This is a genomic window from Mesorhizobium sp. M0500, from assembly GCF_040321165.1.
Classification (GTDB): domain Bacteria; phylum Pseudomonadota; class Alphaproteobacteria; order Rhizobiales; family Rhizobiaceae; genus Mesorhizobium.
In genome coordinates, this window is record NZ_JAMYRB010000004.1 from 88,748 (window position 1) to 107,819 (window position 19,072).

Annotated in this window: 14 protein-coding genes; 12 read left to right on the top strand and 2 right to left on the bottom strand. The window is 61.5% G+C overall.

Features of this window, described 5'->3' with window-relative positions; all coding sequences use genetic code 11:
- Positions 1-103 precede the first annotated feature (103 nt).
- From NKI70_RS09870 to NKI70_RS09890, 5 genes are all read left to right on the top strand, one after another.
- Positions 104-2,188: an ABC transporter substrate-binding protein gene (locus NKI70_RS09870; protein ID WP_352587338.1), complete on the top strand. Its 2,085-nt coding sequence runs from the start codon at positions 104-106 to the stop codon at positions 2,186-2,188.
- A gap of 112 nt (positions 2,189-2,300) precedes the next feature.
- The gene (locus tag NKI70_RS09875) at positions 2,301-3,308 is read left to right on the top strand and encodes an ABC transporter permease (protein WP_031211897.1); all 1,008 of its coding nucleotides are present in this window, start codon (positions 2,301-2,303) and stop codon (positions 3,306-3,308) included.
- Between the two features lies 1 nt (position 3,309).
- The gene (locus NKI70_RS09880) at positions 3,310-4,443 is read left to right on the top strand and encodes an ABC transporter permease (RefSeq protein WP_352724534.1); all 1,134 of its coding nucleotides are present in this window, start codon (positions 3,310-3,312) and stop codon (positions 4,441-4,443) included.
- Positions 4,444-4,453: 10 nt separating this feature from the next.
- The gene (locus NKI70_RS09885) at positions 4,454-6,121 is read left to right on the top strand and encodes an ABC transporter ATP-binding protein (protein ID WP_352724603.1); all 1,668 of its coding nucleotides are present in this window, start codon (positions 4,454-4,456) and stop codon (positions 6,119-6,121) included.
- Between the two features lie 21 nt (positions 6,122-6,142).
- Complete coding sequence (locus NKI70_RS09890) at positions 6,143-7,513, top strand: alpha-glucosidase/alpha-galactosidase (RefSeq protein WP_352639423.1); 1,371 nt, start codon at positions 6,143-6,145, stop codon at positions 7,511-7,513.
- A 26-nt stretch (positions 7,514-7,539) separates the two neighbouring features.
- On the opposite strand, the gene NKI70_RS09895 is transcribed toward NKI70_RS09890, so the two are convergent.
- Positions 7,540-8,742: an ROK family transcriptional regulator gene (locus tag NKI70_RS09895; protein ID WP_352724535.1), complete on the bottom strand. Its 1,203-nt coding sequence runs from the start codon at positions 8,740-8,742 to the stop codon at positions 7,540-7,542.
- Positions 8,743-8,986: 244 nt separating this feature from the next.
- On the opposite strand from NKI70_RS09895, the gene NKI70_RS09900 reads away from it, so the two are divergent.
- The 7 genes from NKI70_RS09900 to NKI70_RS09930 all read left to right on the top strand — a co-directional run bounded on the left by NKI70_RS09900 (position 8,987) and on the right by NKI70_RS09930 (position 17,908).
- A complete protein-coding gene (locus NKI70_RS09900) occupies positions 8,987-10,258 on the top strand; it encodes an ABC transporter substrate-binding protein (RefSeq protein WP_352576428.1) in 1,272 nt (423 codons plus the stop codon).
- 71 nt (positions 10,259-10,329) lie between these two features.
- Positions 10,330-11,214, top strand: coding sequence for a carbohydrate ABC transporter permease (locus NKI70_RS09905; RefSeq protein WP_023677182.1), 885 nt, complete (start codon positions 10,330-10,332; stop codon positions 11,212-11,214).
- Positions 11,214-12,065: a carbohydrate ABC transporter permease gene (locus NKI70_RS09910; protein ID WP_352452362.1), complete on the top strand. Its 852-nt coding sequence runs from the start codon at positions 11,214-11,216 to the stop codon at positions 12,063-12,065. Before NKI70_RS09905 ends, NKI70_RS09910 begins: the two co-directional genes overlap by 1 nt.
- 60 nt (positions 12,066-12,125) lie before the next feature.
- The gene (locus tag NKI70_RS09915) at positions 12,126-13,265 is read left to right on the top strand and encodes an ABC transporter ATP-binding protein (RefSeq protein ID WP_352699423.1); all 1,140 of its coding nucleotides are present in this window, start codon (positions 12,126-12,128) and stop codon (positions 13,263-13,265) included.
- 18 nt (positions 13,266-13,283) lie between these two features.
- Positions 13,284-15,425, top strand: a complete 2,142-nt coding sequence (locus tag NKI70_RS09920; protein WP_352699425.1) for a beta-galactosidase — start codon at positions 13,284-13,286, stop codon at positions 15,423-15,425.
- Positions 15,426-15,642: 217 nt separating this feature from the next.
- A complete protein-coding gene (locus NKI70_RS09925; RefSeq protein ID WP_352699496.1) occupies positions 15,643-16,884 on the top strand; it encodes an acyl-CoA dehydrogenase family protein in 1,242 nt (413 codons plus the stop codon).
- A gap of 7 nt (positions 16,885-16,891) precedes the next feature.
- Positions 16,892-17,908 (top strand): phosphotransferase family protein, encoded by a 1,017-nt coding sequence (locus NKI70_RS09930; protein ID WP_352699498.1) that lies wholly within the window; start codon positions 16,892-16,894, stop codon positions 17,906-17,908.
- Positions 17,909-17,954: 46 nt separating this feature from the next.
- Here NKI70_RS09930 and ftsZ read toward each other — a convergent pair whose 3' ends face one another.
- Complete coding sequence (ftsZ, locus tag NKI70_RS09935) at positions 17,955-18,962, bottom strand: cell division protein FtsZ (RefSeq protein ID WP_023677189.1); 1,008 nt, start codon at positions 18,960-18,962, stop codon at positions 17,955-17,957.
- Positions 18,963-19,072 lie beyond the last annotated feature (110 nt).

A 19,072-nucleotide genomic window follows, 5' to 3' on the forward strand; every position in this document is an offset into this window, starting at 1 on the left:
TCGCGGCGAGCTTTCGGGAGAATTTTCCGCACCCGTCTGTACATTCGTTCGAGGAGAAATGGAGCGCGTCAACGCGCTCCTGAACAAACAGGGAGGAGAGACGATGAGGAATTTTCGAAACATTGGCATTCTCGCCGGGCTGGCGCTTAGCGTCTCGGCCTCGGCGCTGAACGCGTATGCATCCGAGCCGACCGTGCCGCCGGTGCCCGCGCAATTCCCCGCCGAGGGAAAGATCAAATACGTCGCGCGCGACTCCATCCTGGAATTCAAGGCACTGCCGGAATATCACGAACCGGATTGGGTCACCGAGAAATACGTCAAGGCGGGCAAGCTGCCGCCGGTCAAGGACCGTTTGCCTAAGGAGCCGCTGGTCTTCAAGACCGGCAACATGCCGGATGGCATCGGCGTTTACGGCGATACGATGCGCCATGTCATCGGCGGCCGGCCGGAAGGCTGGAATTATGGCGCCGGCCAGACGCAAGGCTGGGGCGGCATCGACATCGGCCTTTCCGAATGCCTGACGCGCACCGCGCCGCTTTTCCAGGTCGAGGCCAAGGACACGGAGCCGCTGCCGAACCTCGCCAGGAGTTGGGACTGGTCCAAGGACGGCCACACGCTGACGATGCGTCTGGTCGAGGGCGCGAAATGGTCGGACGGCGTTCCATTCAACGCCGACGATGTGATGTTCTATTGGGACGACGAGGTGATCGACCCCAATGTGTCGCCGCTGAACGGCGCGACGCAGGAGACCTTCGGCGTCGGCACGACGTTGAAGAAAATCGACGACTACACCGTCGAGTGGACGTTCAAGGACGCCTTTCCGAAACAATACCTTTACGCCATGGCTTACGGCACCTTCTGTCCGGGCCCGTCGCATATCCTCAAGCCGCAGCATCCGAAATATTCGAAGAACACCTACGAGCAGTTCAAGAACGCGTTCCCGCCGGAATATATGAACATGCCGGTGATGGGTGCCTGGGTGCCGGTGGCATACCGCCCCGACGACATCATCGTCATGCGTCGCAATCCGTACTATTGGAAGGTCGACGAGAAGGGCAACCAACTGCCGTATCTCAATGAACTGCACTACAAATTGTCGACCTGGGCCGACCGCGACGTTCAGGCCGTCGCGGGAGCCGGCGACTTCTCCAATCTGGAGCAGCCGGAGAACTTCGTTGCCTCGCTGAAGCGCGCGGCGCAAAAGGACGCACCGGCACGGCTTGCGTTCGGCGCGCGGCTGATCGGCTATAATCTGCGCATGAATTTCTCAGCCAATGGCTGGGGCAACCCCGACGAGCGCGGACAGGCGATACGCGAGCTGAACCGCAACGAGGATTTCCGCAAGGGCGTCACCATGGCGCTGAACCGCAAGGCGCTCGGCGACTCGCTGGTCAAGGGTCCGTTCACTGCCATCTATCCGGGCGGCTTATCCTCGGGCACGAGCTTCTACGACCGGAAGTCGACGGTCTACTACCCCTTCGATCTCGAAGGCGCCAAGGCGGAACTCGCCAAGGCAGGCCTGAAAGACACGGACGGCGACGGCTTCGTCAATTTTCCTGCAGGTACCGCCGGCGGCAAGAATGTCGAGATCGTGATGCTCGTCAACAACGACTACACTACCGACAAGAGCCTTGCCGAAGGTGTAGTCGCCCAGATGGAAAAGCTAGGGCTTCGGATCGTGCTCAACGGACTCAACGGCACCCAGCGCGATGCCTCGCAATACTCCGGCCGCTTCGACTGGCTGGTACGGCGCAACGATCAGGAGCTGACTTCCGTCGTCCAGAATACCGATCAACTGGCCCCGGTCGGTCCACGAACCAGTTGGGACCATCGTGCGCCGGAAAACGGCGAGGTCGATATGATGCCTTTCGAGAAGGACCTCGTCGACATCGTCAACAAATTTGTCTCGTCCGCGGACAATGACGAGCGCGCCAGCCTGATGAGAGAGTTCCAGAAGATCTCGACCGAGCACGTCTACAATGTCGGCCTGACGGAATATCCCGGCGCGCTGATCATCAACAAACGCTTCTCCAACATCCCGCAGGGCACGCCGATCTTCATGTTCAACTGGGCCGAGGATTCGATTGTCCGCGAGCGGGTCTTTGTCGCTGCCGACAAGCAGGCCAAATACGAGCTGTTCCCCGAAGAGCTTCCCGGCAAGCCCGGAGACAAGGGCCCGATGAACTAGGTTTACCTCCCCTGACTGAGAACTCCGGCCGCGCCAGTCGGCGCGGCCGGACAAAGCAAACCTCCGTACGCTCAAAGAGAGCGACCGGCTAGACAAGGAAGCGGACCGACCGATGTTGCGATTCCTGCTCACGCGCATAGCGTCGGCGATCCCGGTCCTCGCCATTCTGAGCCTGGTCACCTTCGCCATCATCCAGGCGCCGCCGGGCGACTATGCCGACTACATCCGCTCGCAGTTGATCAATCAGGGCGGGGCCTCATTCGCCGAGGCCGACGCGCAGGCCAAGGCCTATCGGATAGAACACGGTCTCGATAAGCCGCTGCCCGTCCAGTATCTCAACTGGATCGGCGGCATCATCACCCGCGGCGATTTCGGCTACAGCCTCTATTACAATAAGCCGGTGGCCGATGTGGTGGGCGAGCGCCTGCCGCGCACGCTGCTCCTGGCGCTGGTGTGCCATCTGCTGGCATCGGTCCTCGGTATCACCTTCGGCATCTGGGCGGCGACCAGGCAGTACAGCTGGATCGACAGTACGCTGTCAGCGATTTCCTTCCTCGGCATGACGGTGCCGCGCTTCCTGATGGCGCTGATCATCGTTTATTTGCTGGTCTTCCAATTCAACGTCTCCGAGATCGGCAGCTTCTTCTCGCCGCAATTTGGCGGGGCGCCGTGGTCCTGGGCGAAGTTCGTCGATCTCGTCCGGCATGTCTGGCCGGTTGTCGCCATCGCCACCTTCGGCGGGCTCGCCTACAACATGCGGGTGATGCGCGGCAATCTGCTCGACACGCTGAATGCGCAATATGTCGAAACCGCTCGCGCCAAGGGCCTTAGCGGCGGTGCGGTCGTGATGCGCCATGCGGTGCCCAATGCGCTGCATCCGCTGGTCATGTATCAGGGCGTGGTGCTGCCCTATATGCTGACCGGCGAGATCGAGACCGCGATCATCTTTGCCCTGCCGACCGTCGGCCCGGCGATCGTTGGCTCGATGGCGGTCGGCGACGTCTATGTCACGGCGACATTCATGATGGTGCTGTCGGCGACGCTGATCGTCGGCAACATCATCGCCGACATGCTGCTCGTCATGCTCGATCCGCGTGTGCGCCAATATGCAGGGTCCTGAGATGCTTGCTTTCGAGCCCTCGCTGCCGCCACTTGCCGAGGAGCCGGCCAAGATCAAGCCGCGCGGCAATGAGAGTTACATCGCACTCGTCTGGCGCCGCCTGAAACGGTCCTGGACCGGCATGGCCGGGCTCATCCTGGTCTCGTTTCTGGTGCTGCTGGCGGTGTTTGCCGACTTCTTCGCACCGATGGATCCCAAGGTGACCGATGTCGGCTTCGCCCCGCCGCAGATGATGAGCTTCCATGACAAGGACGGCAACTTCGTCTTCCAGCCACGCGTCTATGCCCTGGCGGATTCGGAAGACCTCGACCCGGTCACCTTCCAACCCGTCGTCGGGCCGGACTACGACCATCCGCGGCTGCTCGGCTTCTTCGTCAAGGGAGCGGAGTACAGACTGCTCGGCCTGCTTCCCGCGAACCGGCACTTCTTCGGCTCGACCGACGGCCAGCCGGTGCACTTCCTTGGCACCGACAAATTCGGTCGCGATGTGCTGGCTCGTGCGATCTATGGTTCGCGCATCTCGTTGATGATCGCATTGACCGTGGTCTTCATCGTCACCGTGATCGGCACGACGGTCGGCATGGTGTCGGGCTATTTCGGCGGCACATTCGACGTCTGGGTCCAGCGCTTCGTCGAACTGGTGCTCGCGTTTCCGCAATTGCCGCTTTATCTGGCGCTGACCTCGCTGGTTCCGGTGACGGCGCCGACGAATGTCTTCCTGGCCTTCGTGATCGTTGTCATGTCGGCACTCGGCTGGGCGCAGATGTCGCGCGAAGTGCGCGGCAAGACCCTGGCACTGGCGCGGATTGACTACGTTCGTGCGGCGATGGCGGTCGGCGCCACAGATGGCCGCATCATCATGCAACACATTTTTCCAAACGTGATGAGCCACGTGATCGTTGCGGTCACGTTGGCAATCCCCAGCGTGGTCCTGCTCGAATCCTTCCTCGGTTTTCTCGGCTTCGCGGTGAAGCCGCCGCTGATCTCCTGGGGCCTGATGCTGCAAGACACCGCGACCTATTCGGTCATCGGCACTTATCCCTGGATCCTTTCGCCGGTCGGCTTCGTGCTTGTCACCGTCTTCGCGTTCAACGCGCTTGGGGATGGACTGCGCGATGCGGTCGATCCTTATTGAGCATGACATGATGCAACACGCGCTCGTCAAATCCTTCGCACCGCCTGTCCGGCTCGACCATGACGGCCGTTCGGAAAACCCGGTCATTGATGCCCGCAACATCGCCGTCGATTTCAAGGTCGAACACGGCATGATCGTAGCCGTCAAGGACATCTCGTTCCAGCTCTATCGCGGCGAGACGATCGCCATTGTCGGCGAGTCGGGATCGGGCAAGTCGGTGACGGCGCGCACCGTCATGGGACTGTTGTCGAAGCGCGCAGTCGTGTCGCCGAAATCGACTGTCGAATACAACGGGGCGAACATCCTGAAATTTTCCGAGCGTGCGCGGCGCAAACTGCGCGGCGACGGCATCTCGATGATCTTTCAGGAGCCGATGAGTTCGCTCAACCCGATCTACACGATCGGCAGCCAGATCGTCGAGGCGATACGGGTGCATCGCAAGATGAGCCGCAGGCAGGCCGAAGCAAGGGCGCTCGAGCTGCTGCAGCAGGTGCAAATCCCTGAACCCCAAGCGCGGCTGAAACAATACCCGCACCAGCTTTCCGGCGGTCAGCGCCAGCGTGTAATGATCGCCATGGCGCTGGCCAACGATCCCGATGTGCTGATCGCCGATGAGCCGACGACGGCGCTCGACGTCACGGTTCAGGCGCAGATCCTCAATCTCATCCGAAACCTGCAGAAGAAACTGCGCATGGCGGTGATCCTGATCACGCACGACCTGACCGTGGTGCGGCAGTTCTCCGACTATGTCTACGTCATGCAGCATGGGGAGATGCGCGAGCACAATGTGACGGAGAAGCTGTTCGCCAATCCGCAGCATCCCTACACCTGTCACCTGCTTGCCTCCGAGCCGCGCGGCCAGGCAAATCCGTTGCCGGAAGGCGCCGACGTTATTCTTGAAGCTAGGAATGTGCGCGTCTCCTTCATGCTGCGGCATGGCACGTTCATGAGGCCGGACCTGCGCGAACTCGTCGCCGTCGACAGCCTCAGCCTGACCCTTCGGCGGCACGAGACGCTGGGTCTCGTTGGCGAATCCGGATCGGGCAAGACCACCTTCGGCGAGGCGTTGCTCAGGCTCAACACCACGGACAGCGGCGAGATCTATTTCGATGGCCAGCCGATCCATGGCTGTTCGCGCGCGCAGATGCGGCCGTTGCGGTCGCGCATGCAGGTCGTCTTCCAGGATCCGTTCTCGTCGCTCAACCCGCGCATGACGATCGGCCAGATCATCGAGGAAGGGCTGGTCGTCAACCGCATGGGCGCCACCAGGAACGATCGGATCGAGCGGGTGCGCGAGGCGCTGATCAGCGCCGGCATGCCCGGCGATATCCTCTCGCGCTTCCCGCACGAGTTTTCCGGCGGCCAGCGCCAGCGTATTGCGATTGCCCGCGCCGTCGCGCTCGAACCGGAATTCATCGTACTCGACGAGCCAACATCGGCGCTGGATCTCTCGGTCCAGGCGCAGATCATCGAATTGCTGCGCAAGCTGCAGCGCGAACGGGGCCTGAGCTACATCTTCATCTCGCACGACCTCAAGGTCGTGCGGGCGCTGTGCCACCGCGTCATCGTCATGCAGCACGGCAAGATCGTCGAAGAGGGGCCGGTCGACGAAGTCCTGTCCCATCCCAAGACCGCTTACACCGAACGGCTGGTCAAAGCCGCCTTCGAGGTAGCCTAATTGCTTATGCCGGAGGTTGTTGTGGCAAGAAATCCCAAGGTCGCTTTCATCGGAGCTGGCTCGACGGTGTTCATGAGGAACATCGTCGGCGACATATTGCAGCGTCCGGCTTTATCCGGCGCGACGATCGCGCTGATGGACATCAATCCGCAACGGCTCGAGGAAAGCGCAATCGTCGTCGGCAAGCTGATCTCGACGCTTGGCGTAAAGGCCAAAGCCGAAACCTATTCGGACCAGCGCAAGGCGCTGGCGGGCGCCGATTTCGTCGTCGTCGCCTTCCAGATCGGCGGCTACGAGCCCTGCACGGTAACTGATTTCGAAGTTCCGAAGAAATACGGGCTGCGCCAGACCATCGCCGATACGCTCGGTGTCGGCGGCATCATGCGAGGGTTGAGAACCGTGCCGCATCTCTGGAAGATCTGCGAGGATATGCTCGCGGTCTGCCCGCAGGCGATCATGCTGCAATATGTCAACCCGATGGCGATCAACACCTGGGCGATCGCGGAGAAATACCCCGACATCAAGCAGGTCGGCCTCTGCCATTCGGTGCAAGGCACGGCGATGGAACTGGCGCATGATCTCGACATTCCCTACGAGGAGATTCGCTACCGCTCGGCCGGCATCAATCACATGGCCTTCTACCTGAAGTTCGAGCATCGCCAGCCGGACGGCTCCTACCGCAATCTCTATCCGGATCTGCTGCGCGCCTACAGCGAAGGGCGGGCGCCGAAGCCTGGATGGAATCCGCGCTGCCCGAACAAGGTGCGCTACGAGATGCTGAAGCGCCTCGGTTACTTCGTCACCGAGAGCTCCGAACATTTCGCGGAATACACGCCCTATTTCATCAAGGACGGGCGCGAGGATCTGATCGAGAAATTCGGTATCCCGCTCGACGAATACCCGAAGCGCTGCATCGAGCAGATCGAACGCTGGAAGGGGCAAGCGGAAGCCTATCGCTCGGCTGACAAGATCGAAGTGGAGCAGTCGAAGGAATATGCGTCCTCGATCATGAACTCGGTCTGGACCGGCGAGCCGTCGGTGATCTACGGCAACGTCCGCAACAATGGCTGCATCACGTCATTGCCATATAATTGCGCGGCCGAGGTGCCGTGCCTCGTCGACGCCTCCGGCATTCAACCCACGTTCATCGGCGACCTGCCGGTGCAGCTCACCGCGCTGATCCGCACCAATATCAACGTCCAGGAGCTGACGGTCCAGGCGCTGATGACCGAGAACCGCGAGCACATCTATCACGCGGCGATGATGGACCCGCACACGGCGGCCGAGCTCGACCTCGACCAGATATGGTCGCTGGTCGATGATTTGCTGGTTGCGCATGGCGATTGGCTGCCGGCCTGGGCGCGTGGAGCGCGCAGCGTTCGGGCGGCCTGAGGCGCAGGGCTGTCTATTTCACTCACCTATGCCGACCATAGGGCCGGCTTTGAAAGCGGAGCGGCGTTGCCGGCAGATGTTTCGAAATCAAAGAGCTTCTGCGTTACGAGAGCAGCCGCTCCCCTTGCCCAGGAATTGTCCTCCCAGTCCAGCAGCATTGGTGGTGCCGCGCGAAAGGTATTTTTCCCAAGCGTCAGCCGCATTGGGCCAAACAGCGCATCGCCAAACGACACGGCTTCACCGCCGACGACAATGACCTCCGGGTCGGTGATGTTGACAAGGTTGGCGAGATGCCGGCCGATGCCATGTCCGGCTTCTTCGAGAATGGCGACGGCTCGCGGTTCGCGGTCTGCCAAAGCTGCCATAAGGGTGGCTTTGCAATGCGCTTCGTCGTGGCCTGTGGCTTCGCGCCAGGTGCGCAGGATCGCCGGCTCGGCGTAATAGGCCATCAGGCAGCCGCGTTTTCCGCACTCGCAAAGGCGGCCGTTCTCCTCATAAGAGCTGTGGCCGAACTTGCCGGCGGCACCGTTCGCGCCGCGATAGAGTTTGCCATCGAAGACGAGCGCGCAGCCGATTCCGACGCCGATCGCCAGCACAGCCATATTGCGGTGCTGGCGTCCCAGGCCGAAGAGTTGCTGGGCAATGGCATAGGCATTGGTGTCGTCCTCAAGCCACACGGGGACGTCTACCAGTTCGGCCAGCATCGGGCCAAGGGGAACGTTGTCCCAGTTGTAGCGATTGCTGCGGATACACACAGCCTTCTGGTTGTCTATGACGCCAGGCATTGAAACGCCGATCCCGGCAAGCTTGGCAGCGGGCCGATCGACAATGGAAATCAGCTCCGGTACCGCCTTGGCCAAGGTCGCTATGATATGGTCGGGATCGCTGTCCGAGAGCTTGACGCGCAGAGAGCCCAGCGGATTGGTCGCAAGATCGGTGACCACGCATTCGACCGATCCGACCATCAGCTTGAAACCTATGGCAAGGCCGTTGGCATAGTTGATATCCACCGGGATAGGGCGGCGCCCAGCCGAGCCCACGACTGTCTTGCCTTCGATCAGCAGGCCATCCTCGATGAGGTCGGCCACGACGAAGGTGACCGCTGCCGGACTAAGGCCGGTAACTGACGCTATGTCGGCCCGGCTGCGCGCTCCTTCCTGCCGCAAGAGATTGAGGATCAGTCTGCGGTTCATCGCCCGAGTCGTGCTCGGGTCACCCTTGAGCTTCACGGATCCGCTTTCTTAATTTTGTAAATTAATTATTGCCTCTCGAGAAAACGTATGCATAAGTTTGCCCGACTGTTCAACACCCGAACCGGGGGTCAGCGAAATTAATCCGGTTAGCAATATCACCGCGCTCTGAAGGAGCGGGCAAGCATATTCCCTTGCCCGGGAGGTGAGCGGTGCCGGTGAGAAGAACAACCGCGCCGGCCGGTGTGCCAGTAGAGAAATTGACAACACGGGAGGAGTAACAATGACGTTCAAGTGGATTGAAAAGCCGTCGACGCGGCGCAATTTCCTGAAGGGAGCTGGGGGCATTTCCGCTGGAGCCCTCGCGGGCTTCCCGATGCCGGCACTCAGCCAGTCGAGCGAAGTCACCATCATTTCAGACGAAAACAATGCCGATGCCCTGCGGATCTTGCGGCGCATTGCGGCCGACTTCGAGAAGCAGTCCGGCACCAAGGTTGTGATCAACAATATGGATCACGAGGCCCACAAGACCGCGATCCGCAACTACCTTGTCGCCGGGGCGCCGGATGTCTGCTTCTGGTTCTCCGGAAACCGCATGCGCGCCTTCGTCACCCGCGGCCTGTTCGACGACATTTCGGATCTGTTCGAGAAGGAAAAGTACAAGGACGTGCTGGGTGCCATGACCGGTGCCGTCACTGTCGACGGCAAGCAGTATGGCCTGCCGACTGGCGGCACGATGTGGGGCATGTTCTATCGCAAGGACGTCTTTGCCGAGCACGGACTGACGGTGCCGGCGACCTGGGACGAATTCCTGGCTTACGGCCAGAAGTCCAAGGCTGCCGGCCTTATTCCCGTCAGCATCGGCACCAAGGAACTCTGGCCGGCGGCCGGATGGTTCGACCAGATGAACCTGCGGATCAACGGTCTCGACAAGCACTTTGCCTTGATGAACGGCAAGATGGCTTACACCGACCCGGCGCTGACGCCTGTTTTCGACCACTGGGAAGAGCTGATCAAGCAGGGTTTCTTCACACCGGATCAGACGTCGTTCGGCTGGCAGGAGGCCGGCGCCTTCCTCGCCCAGAAGAAGGCCGGCATGATGAACCTCGGTGCCTTCGTGAAGGCTACTTTCCCTGAGCAGGATCTCGAGCAGCTGACATTCGCTCCTTTCCCGAAGATTGACGGCGCCCTCGACCGCTACGAAGAATTCTCGGTCAATTCGGTCCACATCCCGGCCAACGCCAAGAACAAGGCGGGTGCCCGCGAGTTCCTCGCCTTCTTCTACCAGCCGGAAAATTTCGGCCCTTATCTGGAACCTGGCGGCAACGTTCCGCCGCGCAACGACCTTCCGGCCAGCAAGGATCCGCTGGTCAACGCAGCCGTGGAAAGCCTGAAGACGGTGGCCGGCACATCGCAATATTACGACCGCGATACCGATCCCGACATGGCCCAGGCCGGCCTGGTCGGCTTCCAGGAATTCATGGCCAAGCCGGAGCGCCGGGACGCCATTCTTCAGCGTCTCGAGGGAACCCGTCGCCGGATCTTCAAGATCTAGCGCCTCCCAGCGGAGGGGAGCGGGGTTCGTGCTCTGCTCCCCGATGCTTTCCGTGAATGAGGTCTCCCAAAATGACGAAGCTTTGGCGCCGCCATCGCTGGTGGCTGACACCGACACTTCTGATTCTGCCCGCCGCTGTGCTGTTTTCCGTCGTCATTCTGGCATCTGCGGTCGAGAGCCTATGGATCAGCCTGCACGAATGGGACGGCTTCAGCCCGATGGTCTGGATCGGCCTCGGCAACTACCGCGAACTGTTCGCCGACCCGCAGTTCTATGTTTCGCTGAAGAACAATCTGATCTGGTTGGTGATGTTCATGCTGGCGCCGCCGCTCGGCCTCGCCATCGCGCTGCTCGTCAACCAGAAAATCCGCGGCATGCGCCTGCTCAAATCGCTGTTCTTCATTCCGCTGGTGCTGGCTTCGGTTGCCGTCGGCGTGGTCTTCACCTGGGTCTATACGCCGGAATTCGGACTTCTCGCCCTGATCTTCCGCACCTTCGGCGCGACCGCCCCGGCAGTGCTGTCGGATGAAAATTTCGTCACCTTCGCCGTCGTGATCGCAGCGTTGTGGCCGCAGATCGCCTTCTGCATGGTGCTCTATCTCGCCGGCCTCAACAATCTCAGCGAGGACCTGATCGGCGCCGGGCGGGTCGACGGCGCCAGGGGCTGGAACATGCTGCGCCACATCGTGTTGCCGCAGCTGACGCAGGTCACCTTTATCGCCATCGCCGTCACTGTCGTCGGCGCACTGCGTTCCTTCGACATGGTCTCGGTGATGACCAGCGGCGGCCCCTTCGGTTCGTCCGAGGTGCTTGCCTATCAGATGTTCGAGCAGTCCATATTTTCCTACCGCTTCGGCTATGGCGCGGCCATTGCCTCGGTGCTGTTCGTGATCATGGCGGTCTTCATCGCCTGGTACCTGACGCGGATGATCCGCGCCGATGAAAGAGGCGGCTGATGTTTCCCCGCCCGATTCCCGAGACTGCTATTTGGCAGCGTGGCCTCTATGTCGTGCTGGTGGTCGGCATCCTGATTGTCTGGCTGGCGCCGCTCTTTGCCATCATTCTTACCTCGTTCCGCTCTACGCAGGATGTCATGGGCGGCAATCTGTGGGGCTGGCCGACCCAATTCGGCCTGGTCGACAACTACACGGCGGTCTTCACCCAGACGCCGATGGCCCGCTACTTCCTCAACAGCCTGACGATCACCATCCCCTCGGTGATGGGCGTTCTCATCTTGAGCACGCTCGCTGGGTTCGTGCTCGCCCGTTACCGGTTTCGCGGCAACATGCTCGTCTTCGCCCTGTTCGTCGGCGGAAACTTCCTGCCGCACCAGATCATGATGATCCCGGTGCGCGATCTCATGGTGCGGCTCAACCTCTACGACACGATGGCGGCCCTGATCATCTTCCACATCGCCTTCCAGACCGGGTTTGCGACACTGTTCATGCGCAACTTCATCGCCGCCTTGCCGGGAGAACTGTTTCAGGCCGCCAGGGCCGAGGGCGCGACGCCGTTTCAGACATTGGTACATGTCGTGGTCCCATTGGTGCGGCCGGCTCTCGCGGCGCTGGCCATCCTGCTCTTCACCTTTATCTGGAACGATTATTTTTGGGCGGTCGTGCTCACCATCAGCGATACCGTCAAACCGGTCACCGCCGGCCTCGCCAATCTGCGCGGCGAATGGGTCTCGGCCTGGAACCTGATCTCGGCTGGCACCATCGTCGTGGCTTTGCCGCCGGTTGCCATGTTCTTCCTAATGCAGAAGCACTTCATCACCGGCCTCACCATGGGAGCGGTCAAGGGATGAGCGCCATGGCTTCAAGGCGTCGCCCACCCGATCCGAAACTGATTTCGCAAGCAGGGCTCCATGACCAGTCTTGAACTCCGGCAGATACAAAAGAATTATGGCAGCTACCACGCGCTGCGCGGCATCGATCTCAGCGTCGAACAGGGCGAGTTCATTGTCACCGTCGGGCCGTCCGGCTGTGGCAAGTCAACGCTGTTGAAGATCATCGCCGGGCTTGAAACCGTCTCGACCGGTGAAATTCTCATCAACGGCCGTGATGTCACCACCACCGAGCCGGGTGAGCGCGGCATTGCCATGGTCTTCCAGTCCTATGCGCTTTACCCGCACATGACGGTCGCCGAGAACATGGGTTTCGGCCTGCGCATGGCGCATCGCCCCAAGGCCGAGATCGATGCCGCCGTGCTGCGAGCCGCCAAGATCCTTCGCATTACCGACCAGCTCGACAAGCGGCCGAAACAGCTTTCCGGCGGCCAGCGTCAGCGTGTGGCCATCGGCCGTGCCATAACCCGCTCGCCCGACGTGTTCCTGTTCGACGAACCGCTATCCAACCTTGACGCAGCGCTGCGCACGCAGATGCGCGTCGAGCTTTCCGATCTGCACGCCAGGCTCGGCGCCACCATGGTCTATGTCACGCACGACCAGACCGAGGCGATGACAATGGCGAGCCGTATCGTCGTGCTCAATCGCGGCTCGGTCGAGCAGGTGGGCGCTCCGCTCGAACTCTACCGCAATCCGGCCAATCTCTTCGTCGCGGGCTTCCTCGGCGCACCCCGAATGAATTTTTTCGAAGTGACCGTCGCCGCTGTCTCCGGCGGCGCCGCCACGCTGTCGACCGCCGGCCTTTCTCCTTTGACTGTCGAACTGACGGAAGCGGCATCCGTACAGGTCGGCGATAGGGTGACGATGGGGATTCGGCCGGAGAGCATCAGCTTGGCCGCGGAAGAGACGGCGAGTTTTGCCGGACGGGTACGGCTGGTCGAGCATCTCGGCCGCGAGACCATCCTCTATGCCGACGCCGGCCCGCTGCAATGCGTCAGTTCCGAAAGCGGCAGCGGCAACGTCACCGTCCAGATCGGCCATGCGAGTGCCGTCGCTGCCGATGCGACCGTCGGCTTCAAGGTCGAGCCGCGTGACGTCTATCTCTTTTCCTCTGTCGATGAGCGGACAATCAGTGCCCGCAAATCCACCATCACCGACTGACCTGCAGGAGTATCCTTCGTGAACAAGACTTCAAACGGCCGCGCCCTGTCGGTCTGGCGCACGATCCAGACCGACCGCTTTCTGGTCGGCGCGCCGCATTACCCCGAGCATGTGGACGAGAGTTACTGGGACAATGACGCCAGGCGCATGGCCGAGGCCGGCTTCAACGTCGCCCGCCTCGGCGAATTCGCCTGGCACATTTTCGAACCGCGTGAAGGCATCTTCGATTTCAGCCTGTTCGACCGGGCAATCGAGGGGCTGGCGCGTCACGGCGTCAACACGATCTTGTGCACGCCGACCGCCACTCCGCCGCGCTGGCTGACGGCAAAGCATCCGGAAATCCTGCGGCTTGATGGAAATGGCCGGTCGATGAGCCACGGCTCACGCCAGTATGCCGACACCAGCAGCCCGGTGTTTCGCGACTATAGCCGCAAGATCACCGACGCGATGGCGGACCACTACCGCGACAATGCAAATGTCATAGGCTGGCAGACCGACAACGAACTCAACACCAGCATGCCGGAATCCTATTCGCCGTCGGCATTGAAGGAATTCCAGGCTTATCTCCAGGAAACCTACAAGACGATAGACAGGCTGAACTTCGCCTGGGGTGGCGATTTCTGGGCGACGGCTTACGGCGATTTCCGCGAAATTGTCTTCCCGCTGGATTTTTCCCCGTCCTTTCCCGGTCCCGGTCACCTCCAGGACTACCACCGTTTTCTCGCCTTTTCGACAGCACGGTTCCAGCACGACCAGGTCGAGATCCTGAGAAAAGCGAATGCCAGTTGGTTCATCTTCCACAATCTCGGCGGATTGCGTGACATCGACTTTCGCGGCCAATTCTCCACCGATCTCGACTTCGTCGGCTACGACATCTATCCGTTCCTCTATGACGAGTTCTTTCGCCTCGGCAATCACGCCAAGATCCAGGCGCTGCATCTCGACATCTGCAGGGGATTTTCCGGCAACTACATAGTGCCGGAACAACAGTCGGGTTTTGGCGCCCAGCCGGGCTTCTGCACGCTGACGCCGGAGCCGGGCGAAATGCGACGCATGGCGATGTCGTCGGTTGCGCGTGGCGCCGATGGGATCATGTTCTTCCGCTGGCGTCCCGCACATTTCGGCGCCGAGATATACTGGATGGGCATCATAGACCATGATGATGTCGCTCGCCGCCGCTATGACGAAGCCAGGCAGTTCGCCACCGAGATGACGGCGCTTAAAGACAAGATCCTGGGCACCCATGTGCGGATGGATGTCGGCATCGCCGGCTCGGACTTCGACAATCAGGAAGCCCACAAGACCTTCCCCATCGGCCTGCCAAGTCCGCAGGATGATGCAATCTTGCTGCATCAGTATTGCTATGACCGCGGCATCGCCTGCGGCTTCATCCACCCGGAAGACGATCTGTCGAAGCTCAAGGTGTTCTACGTGCCGCATTGGGTGATCTGGAAGGACAGCTGGACCGAGCGGCTGCAAGTCTTTGCCGAAAATGGCGGTACCGTCATCATCGGCGCGCGCACGGGAACCCGCGACGAAAACAACCACGTCATCCGCGAGACAGCGCCGGGCCGGTCGCTGTCGAAGTTGACCGGCGTTCGCGTCGAGGATTTCGGGCGGCTGGCGGCACCTGGGGCCAATGGCCTGTTCAATACGATGTCGCGCTCCGGCGGGCTCGTCATTCCTCCCGACAGACCGGCCGAATCCAGCCGCCGTATCCGTCGTTTCACCGTCGGAAACCACGAGTTCGATGCCGGTTATTTCTATGAGAACCTCGCAGTCGAACCGGAAGTCGAAATTGTAGGGGTTTGGTCGAACCGCTACGCGGCAGGAACGCCTGCAATTACCTCCCGCGCCGTCGGCAAGGGCCGTGTGCTCTATGTCGGCACTTATCTAACCCCGGAGCTGACAGCTCAACTCGCTACGCGCACTTTCGTGGATGCGAATGTGGAGCCTCTGGTTCCGGATCTGCCGGACGGCGTCGAGGTCACGATGCGCGAGAATGACGAACGCCGGCTGTTGTTCGTGCAAAACATCAAAGACACGCCCGTTGCGGTAACCGGCGTTCCCTTCGGCAGCAACCTGCTCGATAGCGAAGGACCTGTCTCCGGAGTGTTGACGCTGGACGGCTATGGCTGCGCTGTCCTCGAATTGATCTGAGCATTGTCGCGGACGTTAGCCATACGAAACCTGAGTACTCCTGGAATTCGACCGCCATCGGCAGCACGCCGGCATCGATCCATATCGAACCGGCGCTTTGAACGTGCGCAAGGAACGGCCGGCGAACTGCTGTTGCTCGCATTCAACGACGGCAGTTACACTAGCGGCGCGACCATCGGAGCCGATGGCGGCATCTCGTTTCATCCTTGTGAGCGCCATGAATTTCGACATTTCCGTCCGAACCGAGGCCTTCCGCAGCCGGATCGCCGATTTCGTCGAGCGCGAAATCCTGCCGCTCGAGGCAGATAAGGCTTCCTACGACGGCCATGGCAATGTCGCGCTGCCGCTGCTCGAAACGCTGCGGGGCAAGGCGAAAGCAGCCGGCCTGTGGTGCCTGCAGCTCAAACCCGAGACCGGCGGGGCCGGCCTTTCCAAGGTGGATATGGCCGTCTGCTATGAAGAGATGAACCGCTCGATCTTCGGTCCGGTCGTGTTCAATTCCGCGGCCCCCGAGGATGGCAACATGATGGTGCTGGAGCGACTGGGAACGCCGGAGCAGAAGCAAAGATGGCTGAAGCCGATCGTCGAGGGCAAGGTGCGTTCGGCTTTCGCAATGACGGAACCGCATCCGGGCGGCGGCTCCGACCCGTCGATGATCATGACCAGAGCCGAACGGCGTGGCGACAGATATGTCGTCAAAGGCCGCAAATGGTTCATCACCGGCGCGCAAGAGGCGAGCCACTTCATTCTCATTGCGCGCACTTCGGACGATCCGCGTCACGGCCTTTCGGCCTTGCTGTTCCACAAGGACCAGCCGGGCTGGCGGATCGTGCGGCGCATCGAGATCATGGGACCGGAAGAACATGGCGGCCATTGCGAGTTGGAATTCGACGGCCTGGAAGTCCCGGTCGAGGACGTGCTTGCCGGCGAAGGCAGCGGCCTCCGGGTTACCCAGGTCCGGCTCGGTCCGGCGCGGCTCACCCATTGCATGCGTTGGCTCGGGCTTGCCAAGCGCTGCATCGAGATCGCGCGCGCCTATGCCGCCGAGCGTAGCGGTTTCGGGCAGCTTTTGGCCGACCGTGAGAGTATCCAGCTGATGCTCGGCGATCTTGCCATGCGCATCGAGATCGGGCGGCTGCTGGTGATGAAGGCGGCTTGGGAGCTCGATCGCGGCGGCTTTGCCCGCAAGGAGATCTCCATGGCCAAGATCCAGGTCGCCAACATGCTGCATGACGCCGCCGACGTGGCGATCCAGATCAACGGCGCCCGCGGCTATTCGAAAGACACTGTACTCGAATGGATCTACCGCTACGCCCGCCAGGCTCGCCTGGTGGACGGCGCCGACGAGGTCCACAAGATGGTGCTCAACCGCTTTCTCAACGAGGAAGGTGCGGGCTTCTGGCGCTGGCATGTCGAAGCCGGCAGACAAGACGAAACAGGTCGCGGCGGGAACCGCTGAGCCGGCAATGAGGATGGATTTCGATCCAGTACGCCTGGAGGATTTTCTGAGAGCGCATTTTGGCGATGGCCAGATGTCGCTTGAGCGGATCGTCGGCGGCCAATCCAACCCGACCTATTTCGTCGACTATGGCGGCCGCCGCATGGTTCTGCGCAAGAAACCTCCGGGACCGATCCTGCGCGGCGCTCATGCGGTCGATCGCGAGTACCGTGTGATCGAGGCGCTAGCATCGACAAAGGTGCCGGTGCCGCGGCCGGTGCTCTATCACGACGGCGACGAGCCGCTCGGCACGCCGTTCTATCTGATGCAGCGGCTCGACGGCCGGGTGTTCCACGATGGCGCGTTGCCGGGACTGACGCCGGACGAGCGGCGCGGCATCTATTTCGGCATGGCCGAGGCGCTGGCAAAGCTGCACGCCGTCCGGCCGGAAGAGGTTGGGCTCGGCGACTATGGCCGTCCCGGGAACTATTTTGAGCGACAGATCGCGCGCTGGACCAGACAGTTGCGGGAATCGCCGAGTGAGCGCATTGCCGCGCTCGAAGCCGTCGCCGAATGGCTGCCGCGACATCTTCCGCCAGATGACGGCCACGTTTCGATCGCGCATGGCGATTTCCGTCTCGGCAATCTCATCTTCCATCCCGAGCGGCCCGAGGTGATCGGCATACTCGACTGGGAGTTATCGACCCTCGGCCATCCGCTTGCTGATCTCGGCTTCTGCTCGATGCCCTGGCATTCCTCATCGGACGAATATGGCGGCATCCTCGGCCTTGATCAGGCAGCCCTCGGGATTCCGACACAGCGCGAATTCCTCGATCATTACTTCGCCCACGCCGTGCCGACGGCGCCGCTCCAGCGGTTCCATCTGGTGTTTGCCATGTTCCGCTTTGCCGTGATCTTCGTCGGCATCGCCGACCGCGTGCTGGCCGGCAGCGCGGTTGCGGCCGATGCGGCCGACGTGGCACCGCTGGCCGGCCGTTTTGCTGCACGCGCTATGGAAGTCATCGACGGCGCGCGGCCGTGGTGACGCGAGGCTGGCAATCAGCTGAGCGAACCGCACGCGATAACGCTGTTCAGTTCATGCGAACTTCCGGTTCGGCAAGCAGTGGAATCTCCAGGCCACGCCGCAAGCCGGTCGCCACGACCGACACCCTGAATTTTCCGGCGAGTGCCTTGTCGAAGATGGCGCCGACGATGATGTCGGCATCGTTGTCGACCTCCTCGCGGATGCGGGTAGCGGCTTCGTCGACCTCGAACAGCGTCATGTCCATGCCGCCCGATATCGAGACAAGGACGCCCTTGGCGCCCATCATCGAAGCTTCGTCGAGCAGCGGGTTGGCGATTGCCGCTTCCGCTGCCTTCTTGGCGCGGCCTTCTCCGGCGGCTTCGCCGGTTCCCATCATGGCGCGGCCCATGTCGCGCATCACCGACTTCACATCGGCGAAGTCGAGATTGATCAGGCCTTCCTTGACGATCAGATCGGTGATGCAGCCGACACCCGCATAGAGGACCCGGTCGGCCATGGCGAAGGCGTCGGCGAACGTGGTTCTGGCGTCGGCGATCCTGAACAGGTTCTGGTTGGGAATGACGATGACGGTATCGGCGCTTTCGCGCAGGCGCTCGATGCCCTCATCGGCAGCGTACATGCGGCGCCTGCCTTCGAAGACGAATGGCTTGGTGACGACGGCAACGGTCAGTATTCCGGCTGCCCGCGCTGCCTGCGCTATCACAGGCGCGGCACCAGTGCCGGTTCCGCCTCCCATGCCGGCGGTCACGAAGCACATGTGCGTTCCAGCAAGGTGATCCATGATCTCGTCGATGGATTCCACGGCCGCAGCACGGCCGACCTCGGGCAGGGACCCGGCGCCGAGACCTTCGGTGATATGAGCGCCCAACTGGATCAGCCTCGTTGCCTTCGACATGGCAAGGGCCTGGGCATCGGTGTTGGCGACGATGAATTCCGCGCCCTGCAGGCCTTCGGCGATCATGTTGTTGACGGCGTTGCCGCCGCCGCCGCCGACCCCGACGACGGTGATCTTGGGCCTCATCTCCGAGATTACCGGCCTCGTCGCGGTGTTCATTGCCGTTCTCCCTGGATACGCCGAGTGGTCGCTGGAAGCTTGTCCCGGGCGCACTGCGAAAACTCTGAACCGGGCAGTGCGAATCAGGACAGCCCCAGAATGCAGGGAAT

Bases quoted from the DNA above. Each gene is read 5' to 3' on its own strand.
- NKI70_RS09870 (WP_352587338.1), top strand. From the start codon at position 104: ATGAGGAATTTTCGAAACATTGGCATTCTCGCCGGGCTGGCGCTTAGC.
- NKI70_RS09875 (WP_031211897.1), top strand. From the start codon at position 2,301: ATGTTGCGATTCCTGCTCACGCGCATAGCGTCGGCGATCCCGGTCCTC.
- NKI70_RS09880 (WP_352724534.1), top strand. From the start codon at position 3,310: ATGCTTGCTTTCGAGCCCTCGCTGCCGCCACTTGCCGAGGAGCCGGCC.
- NKI70_RS09885 (WP_352724603.1), top strand. From the start codon at position 4,454: ATGCAACACGCGCTCGTCAAATCCTTCGCACCGCCTGTCCGGCTCGAC.
- NKI70_RS09900 (WP_352576428.1), top strand. From the start codon at position 8,987: ATGACGTTCAAGTGGATTGAAAAGCCGTCGACGCGGCGCAATTTCCTG.
- NKI70_RS09905 (WP_023677182.1), top strand. From the start codon at position 10,330: ATGACGAAGCTTTGGCGCCGCCATCGCTGGTGGCTGACACCGACACTT.
- NKI70_RS09910 (WP_352452362.1), top strand. From the start codon at position 11,214: ATGTTTCCCCGCCCGATTCCCGAGACTGCTATTTGGCAGCGTGGCCTC.
- NKI70_RS09915 (WP_352699423.1), top strand. From the start codon at position 12,126: ATGACCAGTCTTGAACTCCGGCAGATACAAAAGAATTATGGCAGCTAC.
- NKI70_RS09925 (WP_352699496.1), top strand. From the start codon at position 15,643: ATGAATTTCGACATTTCCGTCCGAACCGAGGCCTTCCGCAGCCGGATC.
- NKI70_RS09930 (WP_352699498.1), top strand. From the start codon at position 16,892: ATGAGGATGGATTTCGATCCAGTACGCCTGGAGGATTTTCTGAGAGCG.
- ftsZ (WP_023677189.1), bottom strand. From the start codon at position 18,962: ATGAACACCGCGACGAGGCCGGTAATCTCGGAGATGAGGCCCAAGATC.